This window comes from Kribbella sp. NPDC051587, assembly GCF_044453945.1.
Lineage (GTDB): Bacteria > Actinomycetota > Actinomycetes > Propionibacteriales > Kribbellaceae > Kribbella.
In genome coordinates this window covers 109,889-135,508 of record NZ_JBITDE010000016.1, presented here as the reverse complement: position 1 = coordinate 135,508, position 25,620 = coordinate 109,889, and the positions used below count along the sequence as shown (strand labels likewise).

The 25,620-nt window shown below is 67.1% G+C and carries 26 protein-coding genes; 14 read left to right on the top strand and 12 right to left on the bottom strand.

The features are described 5' to 3' along the window. Positions 1-198: 198 nt before the first annotated feature. Positions 199-357 (bottom strand): hypothetical protein, encoded by a 159-nt coding sequence (locus ACIA49_RS37355; protein WP_396383008.1) that lies wholly within the window; start codon positions 355-357, stop codon positions 199-201. A 254-nt stretch (positions 358-611) separates the two neighbouring features. Here ACIA49_RS37355 and ACIA49_RS37350 point away from each other — a divergent pair, with 254 nt between their 5' ends. Beyond that, a complete protein-coding gene (locus ACIA49_RS37350) occupies positions 612-2,144 on the top strand; it encodes a glycoside hydrolase family 88 protein (protein WP_396383007.1) in 1,533 nt (510 codons plus the stop codon). Here the strand turns inward: ACIA49_RS37350 and ACIA49_RS37345 are convergent. Next, the gene (locus tag ACIA49_RS37345) at positions 2,141-3,052 is read right to left on the bottom strand and encodes a homocysteine S-methyltransferase family protein (protein ID WP_396383006.1); all 912 of its coding nucleotides are present in this window, start codon (positions 3,050-3,052) and stop codon (positions 2,141-2,143) included. The genes ACIA49_RS37350 and ACIA49_RS37345 overlap by 4 nt on opposite strands. Positions 3,053-3,145: 93 nt before the next feature. Here ACIA49_RS37345 and ACIA49_RS37340 point away from each other — a divergent pair, with 93 nt between their 5' ends. Then, positions 3,146-3,961, top strand: coding sequence for a class I SAM-dependent methyltransferase (locus ACIA49_RS37340; RefSeq protein WP_396383005.1), 816 nt, complete (start codon positions 3,146-3,148; stop codon positions 3,959-3,961). Here the strand turns inward: ACIA49_RS37340 and ACIA49_RS37335 are convergent. Then, the gene (locus ACIA49_RS37335; RefSeq protein ID WP_396383004.1) at positions 3,857-4,783 is read right to left on the bottom strand and encodes an alpha/beta fold hydrolase; all 927 of its coding nucleotides are present in this window, start codon (positions 4,781-4,783) and stop codon (positions 3,857-3,859) included. The two genes, ACIA49_RS37340 and ACIA49_RS37335, sit on opposite strands and share 105 nt — an antisense overlap. A 76-nt stretch (positions 4,784-4,859) precedes the next feature. Here ACIA49_RS37335 and ACIA49_RS37330 point away from each other — a divergent pair, with 76 nt between their 5' ends. Then, a complete protein-coding gene (locus ACIA49_RS37330) occupies positions 4,860-5,264 on the top strand; it encodes a winged helix-turn-helix transcriptional regulator (protein WP_396383003.1) in 405 nt (134 codons plus the stop codon). A 33-nt stretch (positions 5,265-5,297) separates the two neighbouring features. Here the strand turns inward: ACIA49_RS37330 and ACIA49_RS37325 are convergent, their stop codons facing one another. Next, the gene (locus tag ACIA49_RS37325; protein ID WP_396383002.1) at positions 5,298-6,455 is read right to left on the bottom strand and encodes an HIRAN domain-containing protein; all 1,158 of its coding nucleotides are present in this window, start codon (positions 6,453-6,455) and stop codon (positions 5,298-5,300) included. A gap of 145 nt (positions 6,456-6,600) precedes the next feature. On the opposite strand from ACIA49_RS37325, the gene ACIA49_RS37320 reads away from it, so the two are divergent. Further along, positions 6,601-7,827, top strand: a complete 1,227-nt coding sequence (locus tag ACIA49_RS37320) for a hypothetical protein (protein WP_396383001.1) — start codon at positions 6,601-6,603, stop codon at positions 7,825-7,827. A 1-nt stretch (position 7,828) separates the two neighbouring features. After that, entirely contained in the window at positions 7,829-8,494 is a 666-nt protein-coding gene (locus ACIA49_RS37315; RefSeq protein ID WP_396383000.1) for a hypothetical protein, read from the top strand. A gap of 4 nt (positions 8,495-8,498) precedes the next feature. Here ACIA49_RS37315 and ACIA49_RS37310 read toward each other — a convergent pair whose 3' ends face one another. After that, the gene (locus tag ACIA49_RS37310) at positions 8,499-8,927 is read right to left on the bottom strand and encodes a hypothetical protein (RefSeq protein WP_396382999.1); all 429 of its coding nucleotides are present in this window, start codon (positions 8,925-8,927) and stop codon (positions 8,499-8,501) included. A 190-nt stretch (positions 8,928-9,117) separates the two neighbouring features. On the opposite strand from ACIA49_RS37310, the gene ACIA49_RS37305 reads away from it, so the two are divergent. Both ACIA49_RS37305 and ACIA49_RS37300 read left to right on the top strand, forming a co-directional pair. Continuing rightward, entirely contained in the window at positions 9,118-9,774 is a 657-nt protein-coding gene (locus ACIA49_RS37305) for a fasciclin domain-containing protein (protein WP_396382998.1), read from the top strand. A 40-nt stretch (positions 9,775-9,814) separates the two neighbouring features. Next, positions 9,815-11,287 (top strand): cryptochrome/photolyase family protein, encoded by a 1,473-nt coding sequence (locus tag ACIA49_RS37300; RefSeq protein WP_396382997.1) that lies wholly within the window; start codon positions 9,815-9,817, stop codon positions 11,285-11,287. Here ACIA49_RS37300 and ACIA49_RS37295 read toward each other — a convergent pair. Together ACIA49_RS37295 and ACIA49_RS37290 are read right to left on the bottom strand one after the other, a co-directional pair. After that, entirely contained in the window at positions 11,284-12,615 is a 1,332-nt protein-coding gene (locus ACIA49_RS37295) for a TIGR01777 family oxidoreductase (protein WP_396382996.1), read from the bottom strand. The genes ACIA49_RS37300 and ACIA49_RS37295 overlap by 4 nt on opposite strands. Positions 12,616-12,652: 37 nt before the next feature. Then, positions 12,653-12,805: a hypothetical protein gene (locus tag ACIA49_RS37290; protein WP_396382995.1), complete on the bottom strand. Its 153-nt coding sequence runs from the start codon at positions 12,803-12,805 to the stop codon at positions 12,653-12,655. Positions 12,806-12,885: 80 nt separating this feature from the next. On the opposite strand from ACIA49_RS37290, the gene ACIA49_RS37285 reads away from it, so the two are divergent. Then, complete coding sequence (locus ACIA49_RS37285) at positions 12,886-13,671, top strand: DUF1295 domain-containing protein (protein WP_396382994.1); 786 nt, start codon at positions 12,886-12,888, stop codon at positions 13,669-13,671. Positions 13,672-13,797: 126 nt separating this feature from the next. Beyond that, complete coding sequence (locus ACIA49_RS37280; RefSeq protein WP_396382993.1) at positions 13,798-14,196, top strand: hypothetical protein; 399 nt, start codon at positions 13,798-13,800, stop codon at positions 14,194-14,196. Here the strand turns inward: ACIA49_RS37280 and trxA are convergent. From trxA to ACIA49_RS37265, 3 genes are read right to left on the bottom strand one after another with little or no spacing between them, the layout of a single operon-like run. Next, complete coding sequence (trxA, locus tag ACIA49_RS37275) at positions 14,189-14,524, bottom strand: thioredoxin (protein WP_396382992.1); 336 nt, start codon at positions 14,522-14,524, stop codon at positions 14,189-14,191. The genes ACIA49_RS37280 and trxA overlap by 8 nt on opposite strands. After that, positions 14,521-15,489 (bottom strand): thioredoxin-disulfide reductase, encoded by a 969-nt coding sequence (gene trxB / locus ACIA49_RS37270; RefSeq protein WP_396382991.1) that lies wholly within the window; start codon positions 15,487-15,489, stop codon positions 14,521-14,523. The genes trxA and trxB overlap by 4 nt, the downstream gene beginning before the upstream one ends. A gap of 36 nt (positions 15,490-15,525) precedes the next feature. Further along, the gene (locus tag ACIA49_RS37265; RefSeq protein WP_396382990.1) at positions 15,526-17,286 is read right to left on the bottom strand and encodes a cytochrome c biogenesis protein CcdA; all 1,761 of its coding nucleotides are present in this window, start codon (positions 17,284-17,286) and stop codon (positions 15,526-15,528) included. Positions 17,287-17,483: 197 nt separating this feature from the next. Here ACIA49_RS37265 and ACIA49_RS37260 point away from each other — a divergent pair, with 197 nt between their 5' ends. Beyond that, complete coding sequence (locus tag ACIA49_RS37260) at positions 17,484-18,218, top strand: anti-sigma factor domain-containing protein (RefSeq protein ID WP_396382989.1); 735 nt, start codon at positions 17,484-17,486, stop codon at positions 18,216-18,218. An 11-nt stretch (positions 18,219-18,229) separates the two neighbouring features. On the opposite strand, the gene ACIA49_RS37255 is transcribed toward ACIA49_RS37260, so the two are convergent. Then, the gene (locus tag ACIA49_RS37255; protein ID WP_396382988.1) at positions 18,230-18,703 is read right to left on the bottom strand and encodes a MarR family winged helix-turn-helix transcriptional regulator; all 474 of its coding nucleotides are present in this window, start codon (positions 18,701-18,703) and stop codon (positions 18,230-18,232) included. A 124-nt stretch (positions 18,704-18,827) separates the two neighbouring features. On the opposite strand from ACIA49_RS37255, the gene ACIA49_RS37250 reads away from it, so the two are divergent. Further along, positions 18,828-20,804 carry an MMPL family transporter gene (locus ACIA49_RS37250; protein ID WP_396382987.1) on the top strand — a complete coding sequence of 659 codons (1,977 nt, stop codon included), beginning with the start codon at positions 18,828-18,830 and terminating at the stop codon, positions 20,802-20,804. Between the two features lie 61 nt (positions 20,805-20,865). Here ACIA49_RS37250 and ACIA49_RS37245 read toward each other — a convergent pair whose 3' ends face one another. Further along, the gene (locus ACIA49_RS37245; RefSeq protein WP_396382986.1) at positions 20,866-21,528 is read right to left on the bottom strand and encodes a fasciclin domain-containing protein; all 663 of its coding nucleotides are present in this window, start codon (positions 21,526-21,528) and stop codon (positions 20,866-20,868) included. A 353-nt stretch (positions 21,529-21,881) separates the two neighbouring features. On the opposite strand from ACIA49_RS37245, the gene ACIA49_RS37240 reads away from it, so the two are divergent. The 3 genes from ACIA49_RS37240 (at position 21,882) to ACIA49_RS37230 (ending at position 25,562) form a co-directional block, all read left to right on the top strand. Continuing rightward, positions 21,882-22,328: a CBS domain-containing protein gene (locus ACIA49_RS37240; RefSeq protein ID WP_396382985.1), complete on the top strand. Its 447-nt coding sequence runs from the start codon at positions 21,882-21,884 to the stop codon at positions 22,326-22,328. 22 nt (positions 22,329-22,350) lie between these two features. Beyond that, positions 22,351-23,640 (top strand): SLC13 family permease, encoded by a 1,290-nt coding sequence (locus tag ACIA49_RS37235; RefSeq protein WP_396382984.1) that lies wholly within the window; start codon positions 22,351-22,353, stop codon positions 23,638-23,640. A 65-nt stretch (positions 23,641-23,705) separates the two neighbouring features. Then, on the top strand, positions 23,706-25,562 hold the full coding sequence (locus tag ACIA49_RS37230) for a hypothetical protein (RefSeq protein WP_396382983.1): 1,857 nt from the start codon (positions 23,706-23,708) through the stop codon (positions 25,560-25,562). Positions 25,563-25,620: the final 58 nt, after the last annotated feature.

Below are 25,620 nucleotides of genomic sequence, written 5' to 3'. Positions count from 1 at the left end.
CCACGGCACCAGAGCCGATGATCCCGTCGGTCCTCGATCTGACATGACGCCGGCTGGTCGCAGGGGACCGACTCACCCGATCGTTCATCTCGCCTCCGACGAGCCGGGGACTCCCCTGCCCTCCCAGGTTCCTTGTCTCACGCCCGCCTCGGCAGGGCCGAAGGTCCCGAATCCCCTGTCTCGTTCCGCCTCCGCGGTCTACCAGGTGAGCTCGCTCGACAGGTCTGCTGGGAAGTGACGCTGTAGCGCAGTCGGTGGGTCGAACGGACGCCATTCGCCTAGCGGTTGCGCCAGCCGGTCAGCCGCGAGCCACAGTACGGCGGGGTTGTGGCTGTACCCGAGGTGACTTCCGGTCACGGCGACGTTCTGCCGACGCGGCCCCGGTGTGTCCACGCAGAGTTGTTGCGGGCAGCATGGCGCTACCGTCGGGGATTCCTTCAGGGTAAGACTTTCGGCCGTTTTCGCCGGTAAGCGCGCGGCGCGCGCCGTCACTGGTTTGTACCGGCGCCTTGACTAATACGCATTAGCTTCTTGACGTGGTGTGCGGTACCCGGTCAGAGTCGAGGCCTGGCCAGCACCAACTCTGACCGCCCCCGGTTTTGGAGCTCGAGATGCCTGCACAAACACCGCGCCGCGCCCTCGCGGCACTCCTGTCCCTCCTGATCACTCCTTTGGTTGCTCTTCCCCCGGCAAACGCCAGCGCCACAACGCGATATGAGGCGGAGTCAGCGGCGTACTCGACCGGCAGCACGGTGGACCATGACCACGCCGGCTTCTCTGGCACGGGTTTCGTCAACACACGCAACGCAGTCGGGAGCTATGTGGAGTGGACGGTCAGCCGCGTCCAGGCCGGACCCGCGACCCTCGCCTTCGGGCACGCCAACGGCACCAGCGCCATCCGCGCAGTGGATGTGACAGTCAACGGCACCGTGGTCGCCAAGCAGGTCCCGGTCCCGTCCACCGGTGGCTGGGATATCTGGGAAACCCGCAAGACCACCGCGAATCTCATCGCCGGTTCGAACACCATCCGCGTCACAGCAACGACCGCCGAGGGCACCGCGAACCTGGACTACCTCGACGTCACCAGAGCTGCGACAGACTGGTCGAAAGCGATGGCCGACTCGACCATGGCTCGGTACACCCCATCGACGCTCGGCGGCTGGTCCTATCCGACCGGCCTCTACCTCTACGGGCAGTACCTGGTCTACCAGCGCACGCATGACCCCAAGTACCTGACCTACCTCAAGACCTGGGTGGACCGGTTCGTCGACTCGTCCGGGAACATCAACAACAGCTTCAACGACCTCGACAGCATGCTCTCCGGGCGACTGCTGGTCGCGCTCCACCACGAGACCGGGGACAACCGCTACAAGGTTGCCGCCAGCAAGATTCGTACCAGACTCAACACCTACCCACGCACCGCCGACGGCGGCTTCTGGCACGCCGCCACCTACCGCCAGCACCAACTCTGGGGCGACGGCGTCTTCATGGTCGACCCCTTCCTCGCGGAATACGGTCGCGAGTTCGGGGACTCGACGTACACGGCTCGCGAGACCGTCAGTCAGCTGCTCACGTACGCCAGCCACCTGCAACAGCCCAACGGCCTTTTACGACACGCGTACGACGAGGCTCGCGCCCAGACCTGGGCGGATCCCACCACCGGGCTGGCCCCGGAGGTCTGGTGCCGCGCCGAGGGCTGGTACGGGATGGCGGTCATCGACGTCCTCGAAGCGGTACCGACCAACCAACCCCGGCGAGCCGAACTGATCGACGTACTGCGGAAGCTCGTGGCCGGGTATGCGCAGTATCAGGACCCGAAGACCGGCCGGTGGTTCCAGGTCGTTGACAAAGGCAACCGTACCGACAACTGGACCGAGACGTCCTGCTCGTCGATGTACACCTTCGTCATCTCCCGAGCCGTCCAACGCGGGTACGTCGAACCGTCGTACCAGGCCGTCGCGGATCGCGGCTATCGAGGCGTGCTGGCCACGATCTCGCTCGGCAACGACGGGCGGACCTACCTCAACGACATCAGCGTCGGCACCAACGTCGGCGACTACCAGTTCTACGTCGACCGGACGCGCGCCACGAACGACTTCCACGGCCTCGGCGCCTTCCTGATCATGAACGAGCAACTCCGCTAGCTGACTCCCCAGAGGGCGGCCACGTGGCGGGCGTCAGTGCCGCAGCAGCCGCCGACGATGGACAGGTTGGGCAGTGACGGCTTCAGTTGCTCGTGGGTGTTCGCGAGCAACTGAAGGTCACCCTCGTCCAGCTCTGTCGCCTCGTCGAGTTCCGCGTGGCTCCTGGTGGAAGCGTTGCACCGCAGGCCGGCAATCCGCTCCCGCCACGGGCCGTCTTCGGCCAAGGCCGGGCTCATGTGGGTCGGATGCGCGCAATTGATCAGGAAGTAGTCCGGGCCGCCGGCCTCGTCGACGGTAGTCACCGCATCCTTCAGCGACTCGCCGGACGGCAGCCGGCCGTCGGTTTCAAGCGTGAAAGAGATCGCCACCGGTACGCCGCTCGCGCGGGCGGCGCGGACGATCCCGATCGCCTCACCGGTGCCGGTCATCGTGTACGCAGTCACGACGTCGGCACCCGCCTGCGCGAACGCGTCGATCTGCGGAGCGTGATACTCAGCGGCCTCGTCGGCATCGAGCTGCCGGTCCGGGCTGTACCCGTCTCCACGCGGACCGACCGCACCACCGACCACCACATCTTTCACCGTGGCGCGGTACCGGTCGCGGAGACCGTCGAGCATCGCAATCGCGTCCCGGTTCGTGCGCGCCAACGCTTCGTCGGAGTAGCCGAGGAGGTGCGCCCAATCGCTGCTGGCCCGCCACGTCGCGGACTCCAACATCAAGGCGGTCCCGGTCTGCTCCGCGATTGCGGCGTACCCGTCGTAGTACTCGGTCAGCAGCGACCTGCCCTGCGCGCTGTCAAGCAGCGGAAAGGCCGCGAAGTACGGCAGGTCCTGGCCGTGATGAAAGATCAGGTCAGTCTCCAGGCCGCCGTCGGTGACGATCGGCCTGCCCGGCAATTGTCCACTCATGCTCGTCCCCCCGGACTGCGGTTTTGGTCTGTTCGTACCACGCGGGCTGGTGAATCGCCATGCCGCAGCCGGGCTGAGAGTAGTTTGGGTGGTGTGGATGACGTCGAACTCGTCGGAGCGCAGAAGACCCTCAGCCCGGTCCTCAGGGCGAAGGCCTTGGACAACCGGTTGCCGGACCCGATTCTGGGCGACAAGTACGCCGAGCAGGCCATGCGCCGCCTCGATCCCGGGTATGACACCGGCCGGTTCGGTACCAGCCAGATCGGGCTCGCGGCCGTCGTACGGGCGAAGGCTCACGACGACTGGGCCCGGGCCTTCCTCGGCGAGCACCCCGATGCGGTGGTGCTCCACCTCGGCTGCGGTCTGGACGCCCGGGTCTACCGGATCGACCCACCGGCCACGGTCGACTGGTACGACTTGGACTATCCCTCCGTCATCGAACTGCGGAAGCAATTCCTGCCGCCGCGAGAGCATCACACCCTGATCGCTTCCAGCGTCACCGACCTCGGCTGGCTGGACCGTGTCCCCCACGACCGGCCGGTCCTGATGATCGCCGAGGGGTTGGTCCCCTATCTCAGCGAGACCGACCTCCATCGACTGCTCACCAGCGTCGTCGACAGCTTCCCGGCCGGCCAAATACAGTTCGACACGGTGTCGGTCTGGGCCTGGCGCACCTCGAAGTGGGATCCCACGCTGCGCAAGTACGGCACCCGGTTTCACTGCGGCTTCGATGACCCGGCAACCATCGCCGCATGGCATCCACGTCTCCAGTACGTCGACGAGGCGCCGATGAACGACTCACCGCTACTGATGGCCAAGGCGCCCGTGAACGTACGCCGCATCTACCGCCTCCTGAACCTCCTGCCAGGCATGAGGCGGTCCACCCGCATCGTCCGATTCCGCTTCTAGCTCGGTGCTCGCTAGGAACGGGATCAGGAGGTCCAGCAGCGCGTTGGGCTGATCGAGCGGGATGATGTGTCCGCAGTTGGGGATGACGTGTCCAGTGAGCGTGTCGGTGATCGGCTCGAGCTGCCGCTGGAGTGCATCGCCGACGGAGTTGGCCCCGATGGCCAGCGTAGGGACGGTCAGCCGACTCGTCGCTGTGGCGACCCGGATCTGGGCGGCATTGGTTGGAAAGGCCCGGTAGTACTCGAAGCCGCAGCGCAATGAGTCCTCGCCGGTATAGGCGCTGACGAATGCATCGCTTGTCGCCGGATCGACGCCTTGCCCATCATGCGTTCCGGCGCGGAGGAACCACTCGACGTACTCACGTTCATGCCCGGCAAGAACCGTTTCAGCCAGTCCTGGCACGGCATGAAAACCGAACCACCACGGTGTTCCAAACGCCTCCGCGCCTGGCAGCGGCGTGAGCAGCGACTCCATCAGCACCAGGCGTCGTACACGCTCGGGAGAACCCATGGCCAGCAGGAAGGCTGCAGGTACGGACGCGTCCAGGGCGACGACGGACGCATCCGGTACGGCGAACCTGTCGAGCAGACCGTTGATGTCGTCAGCGATGGTCGAGGCGTCGTACCCGGATTCCGGCCGGGCGCTGTCGCCCAGACCGCGGAGGTCGGGCGCGATCACGGTGTACTGCTCGGCCAGCCGGCCAATGACCGCTTCCCACACCCGCCACGTATGCGGCCAACCATGCAACAGCACAACGGCCGGGCCGCTGCCGGTCACGGCAACGTTGAGCTCAGTTCCGTTCACTGCGGTGGACAACTCCACGTCGACTCCTTCCGTGGTAACCGATAGATACCTGCTCTATCTTGGTGACCGAAGTTGTCCGCAACAAGGAGGCACCTTGCCCACACGTGGTGAGCCCCGGGTAACCACCTCGCCGCCACCTCGCGGCGACCTCTTCGACCCCAACTGCCCAACCAGGCACCTACTGGACCGCATCGGCGACAAGTGGACCGCCATGGCAATAAAGGTCCTCGCCCAGGCCCACCCCGACGAGGTCCGCTTCGCCGACCTCCGCCGCCGCATCCCCGGCATCTCGTCCAAAATGCTGTCCCAGACCCTGCAAGCCCTAGTGGCCGACGGCCTACTCACCCGCCGCGTAGAAGCAACCGTCCCACCAGCAGTCTGGTACGGCGCAACCCCACTAGGCCTCAGCCTCGACCAACCCCTAGCCATCCTCCGCAACTGGGCCGAATCCCACATGGCCGAGATCGACACCCACCGCAGGACTAGCCAAGCGACCTGATCACACTCGTCACCCGGCCCCGGCCGCTCGCGCTCAGATTTCGATCGCTCGGCAGGTCGGGCAGAGCTTCGGTTTGCGACCGCGCACCAGCAGCCGCTCGAAGCGAGCCTCGCAGGATCCACAAACGAGGATCTCCAGAGCGACACCGGCGGCCGGAGCGACTGTCTGCTTCGGGTGCGCTGCGACCGCACGTGCAGTTGCAGCTACCTTGGCCTTCGCGGGCACCGGCGCTACCAGCTTTTGCAGCGCTCGAGCCCGCCGCTTCTGCAGATCCTCCACCGCGTCCTCGCGAGCCGGCGCCGCGCCGTACAGGGCGATGCCGCGCTCGGCCCACCGCAGGCACTCCGCCCAGTCCTGCTTCTTCTGCTGCCGGATCGCCATCTGACGATAGGTCTCGAGCAGCGGTACCTTGCTCCACTTCGCCATGAAGGCCTGGCAGATCGTGTCCATCTCGGCGTCATGCCGCTTGCAGACGTCGTCGAACTCGTCCAGCGCGGAGTCGTACAGATCGCGGCATCGGTACAACCGCGACTCCAGTTCGGCGAACTGGAAGTGCCGATCAATCGGGTCGGGATCGTGTGCCAGCAGGTTCTGCAGCATGGCAATCGCACGCCGGTCGCCCTCCGGCAGCTCGTCGTACCAGGACAGGTCGTACGAGTCGTCCTCCGCATCCGTCAGCCAGGCCTCGCTGAACCCGGTCCGCATCGTCGACTCGGCGAGCACGGGCCGCCCGCGTGGCCCCGCAGCCCGCCGCACCACTCCGAAGTCACTCGGCCGATGCTCGAGCCAAACCCCGAGCCTGCCCGGCCCATCGTCGTAATACCCGCCGCCCACGATCACGCCCGACAGCCCGATATGCGCTCCATGCAACCGCATGAGCTCGTTGAGGCCGGCCGCATACAGTCCTGCCGTCTGCCGATCCAGATAGCCGACGAGGTGCCCGTGGATCACAACGGCAATCGCGTTGGGGTCGTACGCGTTCTGCGGCTCAGGCACCAGCACCGCTTCAACCGTGCACCGCACACTCTGACCCACGCGCGCGCCGGCGATCCCCCAGAGAGCGTCTTGATAGTGACTCTCCCCCACGACCTCAAGATCGTCGTCACCAGCCAGCATCCGAACCGGCAGTCCCCCACTCGGAGCCACCCGCCCAGTCTCGCGACTTCCCCCTCGGCCACGCAGCCGATCCATCCACCCCATCGTATTTTCCCCTCGCCTTGCCGACCACATCGTGACGGAGAGGCCTTTCGTTACGGAGCGCTACGTATCACGCTCGAATCCCCGCGCTCTGTCTGTGCGAGCCCGCGTTCTCTGCGCACACCTTCAGGAGCTATCGATGCCCGACGAGATTGAGCTGATCAGCGACGGTGACGGACTGGCGGTCATCGGCGATCCGGCGGCCGTCGACCGCTTCCTCCGGTCCGAAGGACTGACATCGCAAGACCTCGGCCTGCACCGGCTCAAGCCTTCCCTCAGTACGGCGGCTGCCGCCGTACGGGCAGGGTCTGAGCTAGCGGCCAACTCGGGCCGCTGGGTGAAGCTGACCAAGGAGTCCGCCCAGCTCGCCCACAAGCACGGGCTGCGGGGAAGCGGCAAAACCGGTCTCGACACCGGAGCCTTGAAAGGCAACCACGGCCAGATCAAAGGGTTCGTCGAGTTCGCCAAAGGCCCATCAACACTGCTGGCCAACCCCGCGCTCCTGGCGGGCGCGGCAGGCATCATGGCTCAACTCGCCATGCAGCAGGCGATGGACGACATCACCGACTACCTGGCCACGATCGACCAGAAAGTCGACGACGTCCTCCGAGGCCAGAAAGACGCTGTCTTCGCGGACGTGATGGGCGTGGACCTCGTCATCGAAGAGGCCCTCACCATCCGGGACCAGGTAGGTCGGGTCTCGGACGTCACCTGGTCGAAGGTGCAGGCCACCACCATGACGCTCGCCCGAACCCAGGCGTACGCGCTGCTCCAACTCGACGCGCTCGCCGAAAAAGCGGGGCACGAGTCCAGCGTCGGCGAGCTTGCCACGCTGACCAAAACCGCCGAGTCACGGGTTCACGAATGGCTCGCCGTCCTCGCCCGCTGTGTCAAGCTCCAGGACGCGATCGCCGTACTCGAACTCGACCGAGTACTGGATTCCTCGCCCGACGAACTCGACCGGCACCGGATGGCGCTCCGGACCGCGCGAACCAACCGGCTTCACCTCATCACACAAAGCACGTCACAACTTCTGGCGCGCATGGACGCCTCCGCCGGCACCGCCAACGCGAAGGTCCTCCTTCACCCGTCTGCCTCCCGAGAGGTCGTCCAGTCCAGCAACCACGTCGCCAGCGCCGTCGCCGACTTCCACGCGCGTCTTGGCATCGACCACGACCGACCATCCCTAGAGGCGCGCCCCTGGTCCGCCGCAGCCACTGACGTGAAAGCCAAAGCCCTCGAAACAGGTTCAGACGGCGTCGACGCCGCGAAACGCCTCGGCACCGAGACATTGGACCGCGCCAAGTCAGTGACCAGCAAACTCACCGAGCGAGCCCTCCGCCTCCGCAAGAAAGAGGACAGCTGACATGTTTCGTCGATACACCTTGGCCGCCACGATGGTGTTCGTTGGCGCAGCACTGATCTTCGTTGGATGGCTGGTTGAGGACAGTGGCTATCTCGCTGATCTTCTTCTGCAGCTGGGTTCGACAGCGCTGCTGGTTGTCCCAGTCCTCTACATCGAGCGTCAGCTCAGTCAAGTACGGCAGAAGTTGACCGATCTTCGCGCCGAGATGGATTCCATCTCACGGGGGTACGAACGCGCACGACAGACCGAAGCAGCGGGCCTCAGCCGCACGGCGACGCTAGAACGAAAAGTTGCCGAAGCACGAGATCAGGCAAGGCATGGGCGACACACTGCGGCGGAGGTGTCGGAGTTGTTCAGGTCTGGTCAGGACGGCGAACGGATCGCCGCTCTCGGCATGATGCAAGGCAACCACAGGTTGGTCGATGCCGGTGCGATCGTGGCCGCCATCTCTGGCTCACGCTCGGCCTTCGAGCAATTCCAGGCGTTGCGCCTGGCAGTGAGTGCCTGGGGCGAACTCCGACCGCTTGATCAGGATCTCGTCATGTCGGCGGTGACGATGCAAATGCAGCCGGGCGGATACATCCAGCCAGGAACCGATCGGCGCCGACTCGCACAGCAACTCCAGTCGCTCGCGAACGCGGCTGGAGATCGCAAAGAAGAAAGGTAGTTTGCTAGGGCATCGCCGGGAGTCGCCAGGTTGCATCGCTTCCATCGAGACGCACCTGCTGTACGCCGGGCGCGACGTCGATGCCGAACTTGTCCCGGGTCGGTCGCCCCAGCTCGTCCCACCGTCGATGCGCGGCTTCCACGACGTCCCACACACACTGCGGACCAGCCTGGGCGACGGTTCCATCCTCTATGCGCGCCCACGAGCCGTCCGGATGAGTGAAGATCGCGACGCCAGTGTCGGCCAGCTTGATGAGAAATCGCAGACCTGGGAGCTCCAGGGCTTGCATGAAGCGGAAGTCACTCTCGAACCAGACCGACCCGTCGAGCTCGGCCGAGCGGGCTGCCGCGACTGCGGAGGTGATCTCGGCGATGCTCTCCAGGCGAGCATCGGCACCCTTCGGGCAGGTTCTCGCGTGCCTCGGCCAGATCACCACCGTCGCCCGTTGGCACGTCCATGACGACCCATCATCGTCCCGCGGCACCCATCACGGAACCTCCTCGGCCGGACCGTCCGGATCTGACCTGATCTCGGCCAGGTCTGCATCCAACTCGCTGACGGCGCCGGAAGTGTTGCTGACAGCGGTTGCAACGGAGCGACCGCGCCCCTGGAAGGCTTGTCCGATGCGCAAACGCCTGACCCGCACCTTGACGACCGGTGTCGCCGCCGCGGCCGTACTGCTCGCCAGCACGATCGCCACGACGACACAGGCCTCCGCCGCTCGTCATCTCGGCACTCGCAGTCTCGCGGCCGTACTCGCGTCCGACGGCGACACGTTCGACCGGAACTGGAACGACTACGACGTACTGACCCAGGCGGTCGGCGCTGTCCTGGCCGCCAAGCCGAACAGCCCGGTGAAGGTCCTGGCGGACGGGAACGTCGCGCTCACGGCCTTCCTGCCCACCGACCGCGCCTTCCAGCTGCTCGCCAAGGACCTCACCGGCAAGTGGTACCGCTCGGAGAGCCAGCTGTTCACCGGACTCGCCGGTCTGCTCGGCGTCGACACCATCGAGGCCGTGCTGCTGTACCACGTGATCCCGGGCGCGACCATCGACAGCAAGGCGGCACTCGCCTCCGACGGCGCCAAGCTGACCACGGCGCTGCCCGGCGCAACGATCAAGGTCGACGTCCTCAGCAGGCGCTACCGGCTGATCCGGCTGATCGATGCCGACCGCAACGACTCGGACCCGTTGCTCAACCCCTGCGCGCTCGACCTCAACAAGGGCAACAAGCAGATCGCGCACGGCATCCTGCTGGTCCTGCGTCCTCTGGACATCTGACCCTGTTCACGACCGGGTGCCGTCGTGCGAGGCTGAGAACATGACAGAACGCTGGCTCTTCGGCGACCAGTTGGGTCCGCACTTCGTGGACGATCCGGAGCAACCGGTGCTCATGATCGAGTCGCGGAGCGTTTTCGCCCGGCGCCGTTTCCACCGGCAGAAGGCGCATCTGGTCTTGTCCGCCATGCGGCACCGCGCGGCCGAGCTTGGTGCGCGCGTCGACTACCGGCAGGTCGGCAACTACCGTGAGGCGCTGCCGGACCGGCCGTTGACCGTCTGCCAGCCGACGAGTTACGCCGCGGACAGGTTCGTCCGGGGGCTGCCGCGGGTCCAGGTGCTGCCTGCGCGGGGATTCGCTTCCAGCCGGGAGGTCTTCGGCGAGTGGGCCGCTCGGCGCGGCCGGCAACGGCTGCTGCTCGAGGACTTCTACCGCGAGGCGCGGGTCCGGCTCGACCTGTTGATGGACGGTTCGGTCCCAGCCGGCGGGCGGTGGAACTTCGATGCCGACAACCGCGAGAGCCCGCCGAAACAGCCCACTCTCGGTGCCGTCGAACCCTGGTGGCCAGTCGAGGACGAGATCGACGCGGAGGTCCGGGCCGATCTCGACCGGTGGGAACGCGACGGTCAGGTTCGCTTCGTCGGCGACGACGGGCCCCGGAGATTCGCCGCGACGCGGGCGGAGGCGTTGTCGGCACTGACCGATTTCGTCGACCACCGGCTGCCCGGCTTCGGCCCGCACGAGGACGCGATGCTCGCCGGGGACGACTGGATGTCCCACTCGTTGCTGTCAGCCCCTATCAACCTCGGCTTGCTGGACCCGGTCGAAGTCGCGGAGCGCGCCGAGGCGGCGTACCGCAGCGGTGACGCGCCGCTGCAGTCGGTCGAGGGATTCATCCGCCAAATCATCGGCTGGCGGGACTACATCTGGCACCTCTACTGGCACTTCGGTGCGGACTACCGCCACCAGAACGCCCTGGCCGCCGACGAGTCGATCCCCGACTGGTTCGCGGAGCTGGACCAGGACGGTGAGGTGCAGGCGCGCTGCCTGTCCGAGACCTTGCGAGGCGTCCGTACGAACGGCTGGGTGCACCACATCCCGCGGCTGATGGTGCTCGGCAACTACGCGATGCAGCGCGGGTGGAACCCGGAAGCGGTCACCGACTGGTTCCACCGATCGTTCGTCGACGGGTACGACTGGGTGATGGTGCCCAACGTGGTGGGCATGTCGCAGCATGCGGACGGCGGCCTGCTGGCCACCAAGCCGTACGCCGCCGGCGGCGCGTACATCGACAAGATGAGCGACTTCTGCGGTAGCTGCCGCTACAACCCGAAGAAGCGCGTCGGTCCTGACGCCTGCCCGTTCACCGCGGGGTACTGGTGGTTCCTGGACCGCAACGCCTCCCGGTTGGAGGGCAACCACCGCATCGCCCGGTCGCTGTCGGCACGGCACCGCCTGGCGGATCTGCCCGCGGTCGTCGACCAGGAGCAGAACCGCCCGGACAGCGCTCCCTAGACCCGGCCCAGCAGGTGCCGAAGGGCCGGTTCGAGGCCGTCGTACCGGAAGGTGTGCCCGAGTTCTTCCAGCCGCGCGGGGACGACGCGTTGCGAGGCCTCGGCGATTTCGCGCGCGCCTTCCGCGCCCAAGAGCAACTGGGGTCCGAAGGAGGGAACCGGAAGCAACGCGGGCCGGTGCAGAACATGGGCCAAGGTCGCCGCGTAGTCGCGGTTGCGGACCGGCTCCGGGGCAGCCGCGTTGACCGGCCCGGACAGGTTCGCGTCGTACAGGGCACGGTGGTAGATGTCGAGCAGATCGTCGATCCCGATCCAGGCCTGCCACTGGTCCCCTGATCCCAGACGGCCGCCGAGACCGGCGGCGAACAGAGGGTACTGCGCCTTCAGGATGCCGCCCGCCGGGGTCTGCACCAGCCCGGTCCGGACCTTGACCACCCGCAGACCACCGGCTTGCGCGGGCTCGGTGGCCTCCTCCCAGTCCTCCACGAGCTCGGCCAGGAAACCTTCTCCCCGCGCGCTCTGCTCCGTCAGAACCTCATCGCCTCGATCGGCACCGTAGTAGCCGATGGCGGACGCACTGACGAAGACCTTGGGGCCGTCATCGGTGCCGGCGGCAAGCTCGGCCAGAGCTCGCGTCGGGCCGAGCCGGGAGTCCCGCAGTCCGCGCTTGTGCGCCGGTGTGAACCGGCCCGCGATCGACGCGCCGGCCAGATGGATCACGGCGTCGACGCCGTTCAGGAGCGCCCGGTCGGGATCGGCCGGGTCCCACTGGCGTTCATCAGGGTTGCCGGCGGGCCGCCGTACCAGCTTGATGACGGTGTGCCCCATGGTGCTGAGCAGCGCCGTCAACGCCGTACCGATCGTGCCGTGTGTCCCGGTGACCGCGACCGTCAGCGGGCGCATGCCCGCGTCGACCGCTCGCTGACGCGCGGCGAGGTCGTCGGCCAGTTGCCGGTGCCGGTAGTCGAGCATGGACCGCAGCAGGAACGCGGGGACATTGCTGTCGATCTCGTCCGAGATCCTTGTCGCGGACTCGCCTTCCGCCGTGAAGGAATGGGTGTGTCGCCACCTCACGAGCTGCCGGACCACTGGGGTGTCCAGCTCGTCGACGAACTGCTTCGACACCTCCGCCGAGCTGTGCCGGGCGATCCAGTCGAAGCCCAGCGGGAACCCCAGGACGGCGACGCCGTCGGACAGGTCGTCGGCCTCCTGCTTGACGGTGACCGGCATCCACGGCGGCGTCAGCCGGACGACGGCGCCGGGCCGTTCGTGCCACGCGTAGACCTCGGCCCGCGGTGCCGCGACGACGCTCGAATGCTTCAGACCCACGATCAACAACCTCCAGTCCGGGCGGACAGCGACAACTTCACGGCATCGGTTCGGCGGTCACGACCAGGTTGTCCTGATAGCCCCCGCTCTTCGCATCGTAGGGTCCGCCACAGCCGGACCAGCGGACGACGCCGAACTCACGACTGTCGACCTGACCGCCCAGCACCACTCGGTACAGGCTTTGATCCACTCTTCCGCGCGACCACCACGATCAGATGCACCTACCCCGAACGGCCGCCTCGCCCGGGGACGCCGAGGATAAGCTGCTGTATGGCTCTGTTACTGCTGTTCGTCCAGTGTGTGGTGCTCTGCGTCGGCTTGGTGACAGTGTTCTTCGTGGTCGCGTTGCTCCGCGGCAGACGGTACGACGTGATCGACAGTGGCTGGGGACTCCTGTTCCTGGCGGTTGCCCTCTACTCGTTCATCACCTCGCCGAACCGCCAGCCGGTGGGTTGGATCGCTGTCGCCGCGGTCTCGAGCTGGAGCATCCGCCTCGCGAGCCACATCTTCAGGCGCTGGTTACGCGCACCCGACGAGGATCCGCGTTACGTCGTACTCCGCCGGAACTGGTCTCAGCGATGGCTGCCGCTGCAGATGTATCTGCGCGTCTATCTGGTGCAGGCCGTGCTCGCGTGCGTTGTCTCGCTACCCGTCATCGCTCTCCTGAAGGCACAGCCCGATGCCAACGCGCTGGTGTACGCCGGCCTGACGTTGTGGGCCATCGGCTTCGCGCTGGAGGTCGTCGCCGATCGGCAGCTCGCCGCGTTCCTGGCGCCCGCCGGGAACCGGGGCCAACTGATGACCACCGGTTTGTGGCGCTATTCGCGGCACCCGAACTACCTCGGTGAACTCACGCTGTGGTGGGGGCTGGCCGTGATGGCGCTAGCGACCCCGGACGGTTGGATCGGCCTCGTCGGCGCGGGCACCCTGACAGTGCTGATCGTGTTCGTCTCCGGGATACCTCCCGCGGAACGCCGCGCCGAGCGTAAGCCTGGCTGGTCCGGCTACAGGACGCGCACGCCGGTGCTGCTGCCCCTGCCAGGAGGCCGTCGATGAGGGGTGGTCCCAGCGCCGGGACGCACAGTAGTAGCATCGCCACATCCAGTGGTCCTTGCTGGTCCAGCTCACCGTTTCGGCCCTGAGGCGGTGTTCGTGCAGTAAGAGCCTGAAGGAGTCAGGTTCGTGCGGGAATCAAGTACTGCCGACCGGCGGAGCACCGCGGTCGGCTGGTGTGACGAGCACGGTGGGGCGCTGCACTCGCTGGCGCTGGATCTGGTGCGTGATCCGTCCGAAGCGCAAGCCGTGGTGACCAGTTCGATCTGTGCCGCGGCGGCCAGGCCGGGAGCGGGACGGCAGTCGAGTGGGGTGCGGCAAGAGCTGGCTCGGCAGGTCTATCTCAGGTGCGCCTGCGCGCTGGCCGCGAAGGGTGACAACGGACCGCGCCAGGTGATTTCCCTGGTTCGCCACGGCCGGCTGGACTACCGCCAGGTCGCCGAGCTGACCGGCTTCTCCGCGGCGACCGTGGCGAGTCTTCTGAGCAAGGGACTGCGCGACGAGGCGCAGGGGCTGACCGTCAGCTGAGATCGGCGAAGGGCTGCAGGTCTTTCAGGAGGGCGGCTTTGGGCTTGGCGCCGACGATCGACTTGACCAGCTCGCCGTTCACGTAGACGTTGATGGTCGGGATGCTGATCACGCCGTACATGCCCGGAGTTGCCGGGTTCTCGTCGATGTTGAGCTTGACGAAGCTGAGCTGGTCGGCATGTTCCGCGGCGAGGGCCTCGAGGATCGGGGTGACCTGCTTGCAGGGACCGCACCATTCGGCCCAGAAGTCGACGACGACGGGCTTGTCACTCTTCAGGACGACGCTGTCGAAGTCGGCGTCGGTGACGTCGTTCAGGTGGTTGCTCATGATGCGATCGCTCCAGTGGTTACTAGGTCATTGAGGGCAGCTAGGAAGTGCTCGGCGTCCAGGGCCGCGGCGCAGCCGCTGCCGGCCGCCGTGATCGCCTGGCGGTAGGTGTGGTCGACCAGATCGCCGGCCGCGAACACGCCCGGCTGGTTGGTCTCGGTGCTTCCCTCACGGGTCAGCACGTACCCTTCCTCGTCCAGACGAATCTGACCGTGGATCAGCTCCGACCGCGGGTCGTGCCCGATCGCGATGAACAAACCCGTGACCGGCAACTCACGCGTCTGGCCGGTCTCGGTGTCGCGCAGCACCACGCCGGTCAGCTTGTCGCTGCCCTGGATCTCGGCCACCTCGGAGTTCCACGCGAACTCGATCTTGTCGTTCGCGAACGCCCGCTCGGCCATGATCTTCGACGCGCGCAACTCACCACGACGGTGCACCAGCGTCACCTTCGACGCGAACCGGGTCAGGAACGTGGCCTCCTCGATCGCGGAGTCACCACCACCCACGACGGCGATCTCCTGCTGACGGAAGAAGAACCCGTCACAGGTCGCACACCACGAAACGCCGTGGCCCGACATCCGGTCCTCGTGCTCCACACCCAGCTTGCGGTACCCCGAGCCCATCGCCAGGATCACCGAGCGCGCCTGGTGCACGGTCCCCGCGGAGTCCGTGACCGACTTGATCTCACCGGTCAGGTCCATCGCGACGATGTCGTCAGCGACCAGCTCGGCGCCGAAACGCTCCGCCTGGGTGCGCATCTCGTCCATCAACGCCGGACCCATGATGCCCTGCGCGAAGCCCGGGAAGTTCTCCACCTCGGTCGTGTTCATCAACGCACCACCCGCGGTCACCGAACCCTCGAACACCAACGGCTCCAGCTGCGCACGCGCGGCGTACACGGCGGCCGTGTAACCGGCCGGGCCGGAGCCCACGACGATCACATTACGAACCACGGAGTTGCTCATAAGAATCTGTCCGATTCTGCTGGTAGGAGTGCCGGCTCAGCCGAAGCTGTAGGTGAAGGCGGTGAGGCCGGGGCTGTAGGTCAGCGTCATCGTCTTGCGTTGCTGGCTGGGCAGGTCGACCAGCTGGTAGGCGTTCGGCGTGCCGGAGACCTTGATGGTCTTGTCGGGCAGGCCCGGAATCGACACGGTGACGGTGCCTTCACCGGACAGGACGTGGAAGACCTTGGCGGCGTTGAAGTTCAGCCGGCTCTGCGAGCCCTGGGTGGAGGTGACGCTTTGGGTGCCGACCTTCCAGTCACCGCCGAGGCTGTAGGTGTCACCGGGCTGTTCGGGATTGAGGCCAAAGGCAACAGTCTTGTTCGGGGTGAGCTTGCCGCTGCCGTTCAGGTTGGCGGCGCGGGAGTAGCCCAGGTAGGTCTCGGGCGTGGTCCCGGCAGCACCGATCGAGTCGGCCTTCACCGTGCCGTCCACCGGCGCGGGCAGCTGGACGTTCGGGTTCGCGTCCTTGAGCAGTTGGCGGATCTGGTTCTCGGTCTGGGCGTAGCTGCCCTCGCCGAACTTGATCGACCGGACGGTGCCGGTGGCGTCGATGAGATATTTGGCCGGCCAGTACTGGTTGCGGTACTCCGTCCACGTCGCCAGGTTGTTGTCCTGCCCGACCGGATACGTGATGCCCTCCTTGCGGATCGCGGCCTCGACATTCCCGGCGCTCTTCTCGAACGCGAACTCCGGCGAGTGGATGCCGACGATCTGCAGCCCCAGGGACTGGTAGGCCTTGTTCCAGGCGAGCAGGTGCGGTGTGGCGCGCTGGCAGTTGATGCAGGAGTAGGCCCAGAAGTCGACCAGCACGACCTTGCCCTTCAGCTCAGCCAGCGTCGCCGGCTTGTCGCCCGGGGTGTTGAACCACTTCTGCGTCCCAGTGAACTCCGGCGCCGCGCCACACATCGCCAACTCGGCCGCACCCGGCGTGCACTTCACCAGCTCCTGACCACCCTGACCGAGCGCCGGCGCGAGCACCCCCTGAACCGTCTTGTTCTCCGCGACCTTCTTCTCCAGACCACTCGTGTACGACGGCAGCGAACGCTGGATCACGTCAGTGATATTGAACGCCAACGCGATCGCAAGCAGGATCATCACGATCCCGCCACCGATCCGGAAACCCTTCTGGTGATCGCGATAAGCCTTCACCCGCTGCGAGATCCGCGAACCCGCCGACGCGAAAATCAGCAGCGGCAACGCCGCACCCATCGCGAACGACACCGTCAATACGACCGTCCGCCAACCCACGTTGCCCGTAGCACCAGCCACCGTGATCGCCGCCAGCACCGGACCCGCACACGGGACATACAAAGTGCCGAGCCCAAGACCCAGAACGAAGGCCCCGTTGTTGTTCTTGTTGATCTTCGGCAACCGGTAGAACGGCTTCTCGATCCAATGCCCCAGTGCGGGGAAGATCAGGCCGAGGCCGACCAGCGTCAAAATGGTCAGGCCGCCCCAGCGCAGGAAGCTGTCCGGCAGACCCAGCGCGGACAAGATCACCGATCCCGTCAGCGTGAACAGACTGAAGCTGACCACGATCCCGCCGATGATCTTCAGCGGCCGGAAATCCCTGCGGGGCTTGGCGATCTCGACCTCCTCGACCAGGACGTCGCCGTCGGCGTGGACGGTCGTGGCAGGAACGGTTTCCTTCTTACCGGCCGTGCCGGCGAAGAAGATGATCGGAAGCATCGGCAGGACACAGGGAGAGACCCCGGTGATCAGACCGCCTACCAATCCGATGAAGGCCAGTGTGAGCATCGGGAGACTCCCAGGACGAAAACGAATGAGACACCCTGACTTCGTTTCCGCCGCACCGCCGGATGGGTACGCCGGCTGTCCACGGTGGTCGCCGGATCGACCTATCCGAAGGCCGATCGGCTGCGAAGGGAGGGTGCTGGTCGCGCGGGACCAGTCAAGGCCGGTCACGGCCTCGGAATCGCAGAGACGTGATGCCCATGACAACGCCTGATGTGCACGCCTTGACCGGGCCCTACGTTCTCGACGCGCTCCCGGACGACGAACGTGTCAGCTTCGAACTGCACCTCGCCGAGTGCGAGTCGTGTGCCATCGAGATCGATGAGCTGCGAGGGGCCGCGATCAAGCTCGCCGGCCAGGTCTCCACCGCACCGCCGCCCGCGCTCAGGGCAAGCGTGCTGGCTGCGATCGACCACGTCCGCCAGCTCCCGCCGCTGGTTCCCGAGCTCGAGCCGTCGGTGATCCCGCCGTACCGGAGGTTCGGAAGGCGGTCGATGCTGACGCTCGCCGCCGCTGCCTTGGCTGCCGTCACGAGCGGCGGCATCGCCCTTGACCAGTACCGGAAGAGTGCCACCTCCCAGCGCGCGGCCGATCGGATCGCCGACGTCCTCGCCGATCCCGCCGCGCGGACCGTCCGGTCAGCCGTCGCCGGTGGCGGCCAAGCCACCGTCGTGACCTCACGCACAGCGGACAGTGCTGTGGTGGCACTGCACGGGATCCGCAAGCTTCCGTCGGATCAGACCTGGCAACTGTGGCTCGTCGACGACGCACAGCTCGCGCACTCTGTCGGCCTTGTCCCGGGCGACTCCGGCCGGGACGTGACCCGGGTGATCAGCGGCGGACTCACCGGCAAGATCACCTTCGGTCTCACCGTCGAGCCGGCCGGTGGTTCGGGCCGCCCGACCCTCCCGGCCGCCGCGATGATCTCCCTCTGAGACCGCGTTCCTCAGGACTGCTCGAGTTGCTCGCGATAGCGGCGGTAGGAGTCCAGCGTGGCCGTGAGGTAGCGACGGACGGTCTCGACCTCGCCCGCGGTGAAGTCACTGGTGGCGTCGCGGTGCAGCTCGCCCAACGGCAGGAAGAAATCTCGCGCTAGCTGATAGCCGGCCTCGCCGTAGTGGATCAGCACGCGACGACGGTCCGATGGGTCGCGCTCGCGTCGTACATGACCTGCTCGCTCGAGACGATCCAGCAGAGCCGTCACGGTGCCGGAGGTCAGACCCAGATCGCTGCCCAGCTCCCCCGCTGTCAGCGGAACGCCGTCGGACCCGGCCTGCAGCACCCGGACCAGCGCCTCCAGATCCGTCGAGTGCGCGTCGTGCAGCTGCGCGAACCGGTGACCGATGCGCTGGCCTTCCGCCACCAGGAGCTGGAGCAGCCGGGTGACGTCGTCCTGCTCCGGCTTGCGTGGATCCATCATGCCGCCTTATTGTCTCGATCATCAAGATTATTGACCATCGAGCTAATTGTCGTCGCTAGGAGTCGAGATGTCAGGGTCGATGCGGACGGCCAGGCGGGGCGCCGGGTCGCGGTGGTCCGCGCTGGTGATCGTACTCGCGGCGGTGGCCGTGGCCGTCGGGGTGTTCTTGGCCCCGCCGCCGACCACCGCCGTCCCGCGCTCGGCGACCGGGCTCTCCACAGAGGTCGAGTCGGTCAAGGTCGAGAAGCTCCAGCAACAGCTCGCGGACAACGACCGGTCGGTCGCACTGCTGGTCGCCTCGCGCACCGACGGCGGCGCCTTGACCGACGCCGATCAGCGGACCCTCGCAACCAAGCTCGACGCCCTCAAATCCGCCGCCCCGATCCCGCCGGCCAGGTTGTCCGACGACAAGACGGTGGCCTTGGCGACCGTGGTCCTGGCCGCTGAGAACGACGACGCCGTCATCGCGGCGGTCGACAACCTCCGCTCCGCTCTCAAGCCGCAGGGCGACGACGCGCTGACGATCGCCGTCACCGGACCGGCAGGCTTCACGACCGACCTGACCAGAGTGTTCGACGGCGCCGACACTCGTCTGCTGATCGTCACTGCCGCGGTCGTCGCGCTCCTTCTCCTGCTCACCTATCGGAGCCCGGCACTGGTAGCGATCCCGCTGGTGATCGTGGCCGCCACTGAGCAGACGACACTGAAACTCGCGGAGTTCGCCCTGGCCGCGACCGGTATCCCCGCCGGCGGCCAGGTGACGGGGATCGCGAGCGTCCTCGTGTTCGGCGCGGCCACCGACTATGCCTTGCTGCTGATAGCGCGCTACCGCGAGCAGCTTCGGCTGACCGAGGATTCCCGGCTGGCGGTCCAGACCGCCGTACGCCGGATCGCCGAGCCGGTCCTGGCCAGTGGCGGAACTGTCATCGGGGCCCTACTGATCCTCCTGCTCGCCAGCACCGAGACCCTGCAGGGCATCGCCATCGCCTGCATCATCGGCGTCGTCCTGGCTGTCATCTCAGCGCTCGTGATTCTGCCTGCCGGGCTGCGCTTGTTCGGCCGCGGCGTGTTCTGGCCCTTCGTTCCACGCCAGGGCGAGGCCGGGCGCGAGGGCAGGGTGTGGGGACGGCTCGGCCGGGCGGTGGAGAAGCGTCCGGTGGCGGTACTGGCCGGTTCGATACTTGCCCTCGGCATCATGAGCGCGGGAATCATGGGGCTGAACACCGGACTGGCTCAGAACGAGCAGTTCCGTGCCGAGCCCGAGGCCGTCCGAGGCGCGAAAACGCTGGCCGCTGCCTTCCCCGCCGGTACGACCGAACCGGTCACCGTCATCACCGCGGCCAAGGCGGCCGGCGCCGTGACACAAGCCGTGAAAGAGGTGCCCGGTGTCGCGTCGGTGCGACCGGGCGCCGGCAAGGCGGAACTCGCTCAGCTCGACGTCGTTCTCAACGCCGAAGCCGGGACCAAGGAGTCGTTCGCGATCGTCGAGCAGCTCCGTGACCGAGTTCACCGGATCAGTGGAGCCAACGCGCTGGTCGGGGGCGAACCGGCGCAGAAGCTGGATGTGAGCGATGCGGACGGCAGAGACCGGCTGCTGATCATCCCGCTGATTCTCGTGCTCGTCGCCGCCGTACTGGTCCTGCTTCTGCGCAGCCTGCTCGCGCCGTTCCTCCTGGTCGCAACGGTCGTCGCCTCGTTCTTCGCCGCCTTCGGCGCCAGCTGGTTCCTGTCCAGTCAGGTGTTCGGGTTCCCGGCACTGGACGGGTCGGTCGTCCTGCTGTCGTTCCTCTTCCTGGTCGCGCTCGGTGTCGACTACAACATCTTCCTGACCACTCGAGCGCGTGAGGAGGCGAAAGAGCACGGCACCCGGCGGGGCATGCTGAACGCACTCACCCTGACCGGCGGCGTCATCACCAGCGCCGGCATCCTGCTCGCCGCCGTCTTCGCGGTCCTGGGCGTGCTCCCGCTGATCACGCTCACCCAGGTCGGGATCATCGTGTGCACGGGCGTGCTCCTGGACACTCTGCTCGTCCGGACTGTCGTCGTACCGGCGCTGGCATTTGTCCTGGGCGATCGCTTCTGGTGGCCCGCGAGGCCATGAAAAAGCCGGCCGCCGACAGTGCGAGAAGCACTGCCGACGGCCGGCTCGAGGCTGTTGCCGATCAGGCGGCCGGGGGCATCAGGACCGAGTCGATCAGGTAGACGGTGGCGTTGGCGGTCTTGACGCCGCCGCAGATGACGTTGGCGTTGTTGACCTTGAGGGCCTGGCCGGAGCCGGTGACGTCGACCTCTTGCTTCTCGACGGTGGCGTGCTTGCCGACGACCGCGGTGGGGTCGAGCTGGCCGGCCACGACGTGGTAGGTCAGGATCTTGGTGAGCAGCGCGTCGTTGGTCTTGAGGGTGTTGATGGTCTTGGCGTCGATCTTCTTGAAGGCGTCGTCGACGGGTGCGAAGACGGTGAACTCGCCGCCGTTCAGGGTCGAGACCAGGTTGACCTTCGGGTTGAGCTTGCCGGACACGGCGGCGACCAGGGTGGTCAGCAGCGGGTTGGCCGAGGCGGCGTTGGCGACGGGTGCGGCGGCCATGCCGTCGACGGAGCCGGCGCCGGTGGGGTTGGCCTTGGCGTAGGCCTCGCAGCCCGGGCCGACGAGGCCGGAGGCATTGTCCATCGAGGGCTCGCTCGAGGGCGCGCTGGTCGGCGCACTCGTGGGCTGCGACGCAGCGGGGGTGTCGGCCTTGTTGTCGTCACTGCCACAGGCAACGGTTGCGAAGAGCAACGAAACGGCGGAGGCAGCCAGCGCAACGCGCTTGAGAGTGTGGGACATGACGATCCTTCTCCTTGGTGGATAGCCGGACAAGCACTGCGAGCCCCACCTGGAGCCCGCTTCGATATGACTCCTTCGGCGCTGCTCCAGGGGCGGATGGGTCGGCAGCGAAATATTTCTCGTGGAGCCTTCGCGACCGGGCCGTTGCCGGGTGCAAGCACCACACGGCCGAGGTTGCCGACGGCGGGCCGAATGCGAGAGGGTTGGCTCGGTGCGCCGGGAAGTCTGGTCGGCAGAGCCCGTCCCCGGCCGGGGTGCGGGCCGGTCGGTCGATCCAGGAGGCGGCGTGACAAGCACGGTAACGAGGCAGGATGCAGCAGACACCAGTCCGGTACGGCGCGTAGGCTGCCGACATGCACGCCGAACAAATGGCCGAGGAGTTCCCGGTGGTCGGCCTGGACACAGCTGCCCTCGAAGCAGTTCGGCTGCTGGCCTCGCGCCGGCTGCCCGGATTGATCGTGGTCGGCCAGGACGGCTGCCCGCACTCCGTTCTGCCCGCGTCGCAGGTCGTCCGGTTCCTGGTGCCGAGCTATGTGCAGGACGACCCGTCGCTCGCCCGAGTGATGGACGAGCCCTTCGCCGACCAGGCGGCCGGCAAGCTGACGGGCGCGACCGTCCGGCAACTGCTGCCCTCGGAGCCGGTGGAGCTGCCGGCCGTCAACCACGACGACACGGTGGTCGAAGTGGCGGCGATCATGGCGCGGCTGCGCTGTCCGTTGGTCGCGGTGATGCGGGACAAGACGATCCTGGGCGCGATCACCGCGTCCCGGTTGCTCGAGCTGGTCACCTCCGAGAGCTGACCGGCACGGCGGGAGCGTCGCGATGACGGTGGTAGCGGTCGCGGTGTTCGTCATCGCCTACGTCCTGATCGCCACCGAGTGGACCCACAAACTGCTGGCCGCCCTCGGCGGCGCCGCGATCCTGCTGGCACTCGGGGTCACCGACTCCGAGCACGCGTTCTACTCGCACGAGACCGGCGTCGACTGGGACGTGGTCTTCCTGCTGTTCGGGATGATGGTGATCGTCGGGATCCTCCGGCGTACCGGCGTCTTCGAGTACATCGCGATCTGGGCTGCCAAACGCGCCGGTGGCTCGCCGCTGCAGGTGATGATCCTGCTGACCCTGATCACCGCGGTGGCGTCGGCGTTCCTCGACAACGTGACCACCGTCCTGCTGATCGCACCGGTCACCTTGCTGGTCTGCGACCGGCTCGGCATCGACCCGGTCCCCTTCCTGATCGCGGAGGTGCTGGCGTCGAACATCGGTGGCGCGGCCACCCTGATCGGTGACCCGCCCAACATCATCATCGCGAGCCGCTCCGGGCTGACCTTCAACGACTTCCTGCTGCACATGGCCCCGCTGGTGCTGATCGAACTTGTGGTGTTCGTCCTCGTGCTGCCGCGTCTGTTCAAAGGGTCCTTCACCGTCGACCCGGACCGCGTGGACAACGTGATGCGGCTGAACGAGCGCGAGGCGATCGAGGACAAGCGGCTGCTGATCAAGTCCGGCGCGGTGCTGCTGGCCGTGCTCACCGGCTTCGTGGGCCACTCCGTCTTCCACGTCGAACCGTCGGTCGTCGCGCTGCTGGGCGCGGGCATCCTGGTCCTGATCGCGAAGGTCCCCACCCGGGACTACATGAGCAGCGTGGAGTGGCAGACACTGCTGTTCTTCGCCGGGCTGTTCATCATGGTCGGTGCGCTGGTGAGAACCGGAGTGATCGCCGATCTGGCCGGCCTCGTCGGCGACGTGACCGAGGGCAAACCGTTGCTGGCCACGATGCTGATCCTCGTGGTGTCCGCTCTCCTGTCCGGCATCGTCGACAACATCCCGTACGTCGCGACGATGAGCCCGGTCGTCCTCGAGCTCACCAAGGGCGTCGCCGACCCAGGTCAGGCGCACGCCCTGTGGTGGGCACTGACCGCGGGCGCCGACTTCGGCGGCAACGCGACCGCGGTCGGCGCCAGCGCGAACGTCGTCGTGATCGGGCTGGCCCTGCGCGCCGGGCACCCGATCAGCTTCTGGGCCTTCACCCGCAAGGGTGTGGTGATGACGGCGATCACGGTCGCCGTCGCCGCGCCGTACCTGTGGCTGCGGTACTTCGTGCTGTCCTGAACGGTTTGCGCCGACCGGATGGCATAGTTCACCAGTCCGGATCGGTGGCGGGGTGGGGAGATGCGATGACGCGCGACAGGTTGCGGTACTGGTTCGACAGCACGATGTCGCGGGGAACGTCGGCGCTGATCGGCTGGCTCGGACTGGCCTCGGCCCTGCTGGTCGTGCTGATCACCGCATTGGTCGTCGTCATCGCGCCGGCCGACGTCGGTGAGCACGGCGGCTGGCACGGGGTGTTGTGGATGAGTCTGCTGCGCACGCTGGATCCGGGGACCATGGGCGGTGACCAGGGCGGGCTGGTCTTCCTGGCGCTGATGCTGCTGGTCACGCTCGGCGGGATCTTCATCGTGAGCTCGCTGATCGGCGTGGTGACGACCGGCCTCGACAACAAGATCACCGTACTGCGCAAAGGCCGGTCCCGGATCGTCGAGCAGGACCACACCGTCGTACTGGGCTGGTCCGAACAGGTCTTCACCGTCATCGCCGAACTCGCCGAGGCCAATCAGAGCAACCGGCGTTCCTGCGTGGCGATCCTGGCCGCCAAGGACAAGGTCGAGATGGAGGACGCGATCCGGGCGCGGGTGCCGGACCTCCGCAAGACCCGCGTCGTGTGCCGCACCGGGAACCCGCTCCGGCCCGGCGACCTGGCGCTGGTCAGCCTCGCCACGGCCCGGTCGGTCATGGTGCTGCCACCCGATGTCGCCGATGCCGACATCCACGTCCTCAAGGTGCTGCTCGCCTTGGGCAGCCAGGCGAAGACCGGAACCGGCCCGCACGTCGTCGCCGCGGTCGCGGACTCCGCCAACCTGCCGGCCGCTCGGCTGGCCGGCGGCCCTCGCGCCCAGCTGATCGGCGCCGACGACCTCGCCGTCCGGCTCCTGGTCAACGCCCACCGGCAGTCGGGTCTTTCGGCGGTCTGCGCCGACCTGCTGGCCTTCGCCGGCAACGAGTTCTACCTGCGGCCCGAACCCAGCATGTCCGGCCGGGTTTTCGGCGACACCGTCCACGCCTACGAACTCGGCATACCGGTCGGCCTGCGGCACTCCGACAACACGATCACGCTCAACCCGGCCCACGACCACCCGATCGCCGCCGGCGACGAACTGATCGTGCTGGCCGAGGACGACACCCTGATCAAACTCGCCGACCGGCCGGCGCTGATCACCGCCGACGCGATCGCTCCCCCGACGCCCCGGAGACCCGCGGCGACCCGCACCTTGATGATCGGCTGGAACAAACGCGGGCCACAGATCCTCGAACTCCTCGAGGCCTTCGCCGAACCCGGCTCCACCCTGCGCGTCGCCGCCCGCGAGGAGCTGCACCTCCCGGCCGCCGACGGACCCCTGCGAATCACCGCGACCTCCTGCGACCCGACCGACCGCGACGCGCTGGAGGCACTCGACGTGCGTGCCTACCAACACATCATCGTCCTGGCCGCCGACGACCTGGGCCCCGACGAAGCCGACGCCAGGACGCTCGTCACGCTGCTCCATCTGCGCGACCTGGCCGGCTCGATGGACAGTCCGTACTCGATCGTCAGCGAGATCAACGACGACGCCAACCGCGAGATCGCCGAGGTCACCCGCGCCGACGACTTCGTCGTCAGCGAGAAACTCATCAGCCTGCTGCTCACCCAACTGACCGAGAACCGGCACCTGGCCGCCGTCTTCGACGACCTCTTCAACCCCGAGCACGCCGAGATCTACCTCAAGCCCGCCACCGACTACCTCCAGCCCGGCGTCACCGCCACCTTCGCCACCGTCGCCGAGGCCGCGAAGCTCCGCGGCGAGACCGCGATCGGGTACCGCGTCCACGACGAGTTCTACCGGCCCCCGGCGTACGGCGTCGTCCTCAACCCCCCGAAGAACACGCCCCTCACGCTCACCACCGGCGACCGGGTCATCGTCCTCGCGGAGGACTGACTACGGCCTCGGGCCGACGGTGTCGCGGACGATCAACGTGGTCGGAGTCCCTGGGCGC

Coding starts and splice junctions, on each gene's coding strand:
- ACIA49_RS37235 (WP_396382984.1), top strand. CDS start 22,351: ATGACGGTGGTAGCGGTCGCGGTGTTCGTCATCGCCTACGTCCTGATC.
- ACIA49_RS37260 (WP_396382989.1), top strand. CDS start 17,484: ATGACAACGCCTGATGTGCACGCCTTGACCGGGCCCTACGTTCTCGAC.
- ACIA49_RS37285 (WP_396382994.1), top strand. CDS start 12,886: ATGGCTCTGTTACTGCTGTTCGTCCAGTGTGTGGTGCTCTGCGTCGGC.
- ACIA49_RS37345 (WP_396383006.1), bottom strand. CDS start 3,052: ATGAGTGGACAATTGCCGGGCAGGCCGATCGTCACCGACGGCGGCCTG.
- ACIA49_RS37245 (WP_396382986.1), bottom strand. CDS start 21,528: ATGTCCCACACTCTCAAGCGCGTTGCGCTGGCTGCCTCCGCCGTTTCG.
- ACIA49_RS37240 (WP_396382985.1), top strand. CDS start 21,882: ATGCACGCCGAACAAATGGCCGAGGAGTTCCCGGTGGTCGGCCTGGAC.
- ACIA49_RS37350 (WP_396383007.1), top strand. CDS start 612: ATGCCTGCACAAACACCGCGCCGCGCCCTCGCGGCACTCCTGTCCCTC.
- ACIA49_RS37300 (WP_396382997.1), top strand. CDS start 9,815: ATGACAGAACGCTGGCTCTTCGGCGACCAGTTGGGTCCGCACTTCGTG.
- trxA (WP_396382992.1), bottom strand. CDS start 14,524: ATGAGCAACCACCTGAACGACGTCACCGACGCCGACTTCGACAGCGTC.
- ACIA49_RS37305 (WP_396382998.1), top strand. CDS start 9,118: ATGCGCAAACGCCTGACCCGCACCTTGACGACCGGTGTCGCCGCCGCG.
- ACIA49_RS37230 (WP_396382983.1), top strand. CDS start 23,706: ATGACGCGCGACAGGTTGCGGTACTGGTTCGACAGCACGATGTCGCGG.
- ACIA49_RS37255 (WP_396382988.1), bottom strand. CDS start 18,703: ATGATGGATCCACGCAAGCCGGAGCAGGACGACGTCACCCGGCTGCTC.
- ACIA49_RS37320 (WP_396383001.1), top strand. CDS start 6,601: ATGCCCGACGAGATTGAGCTGATCAGCGACGGTGACGGACTGGCGGTC.
- trxB (WP_396382991.1), bottom strand. CDS start 15,489: ATGAGCAACTCCGTGGTTCGTAATGTGATCGTCGTGGGCTCCGGCCCG.
- ACIA49_RS37265 (WP_396382990.1), bottom strand. CDS start 17,286: ATGCTCACACTGGCCTTCATCGGATTGGTAGGCGGTCTGATCACCGGG.
- ACIA49_RS37315 (WP_396383000.1), top strand. CDS start 7,829: ATGTTTCGTCGATACACCTTGGCCGCCACGATGGTGTTCGTTGGCGCA.
- ACIA49_RS37325 (WP_396383002.1), bottom strand. CDS start 6,455: ATGGATCGGCTGCGTGGCCGAGGGGGAAGTCGCGAGACTGGGCGGGTG.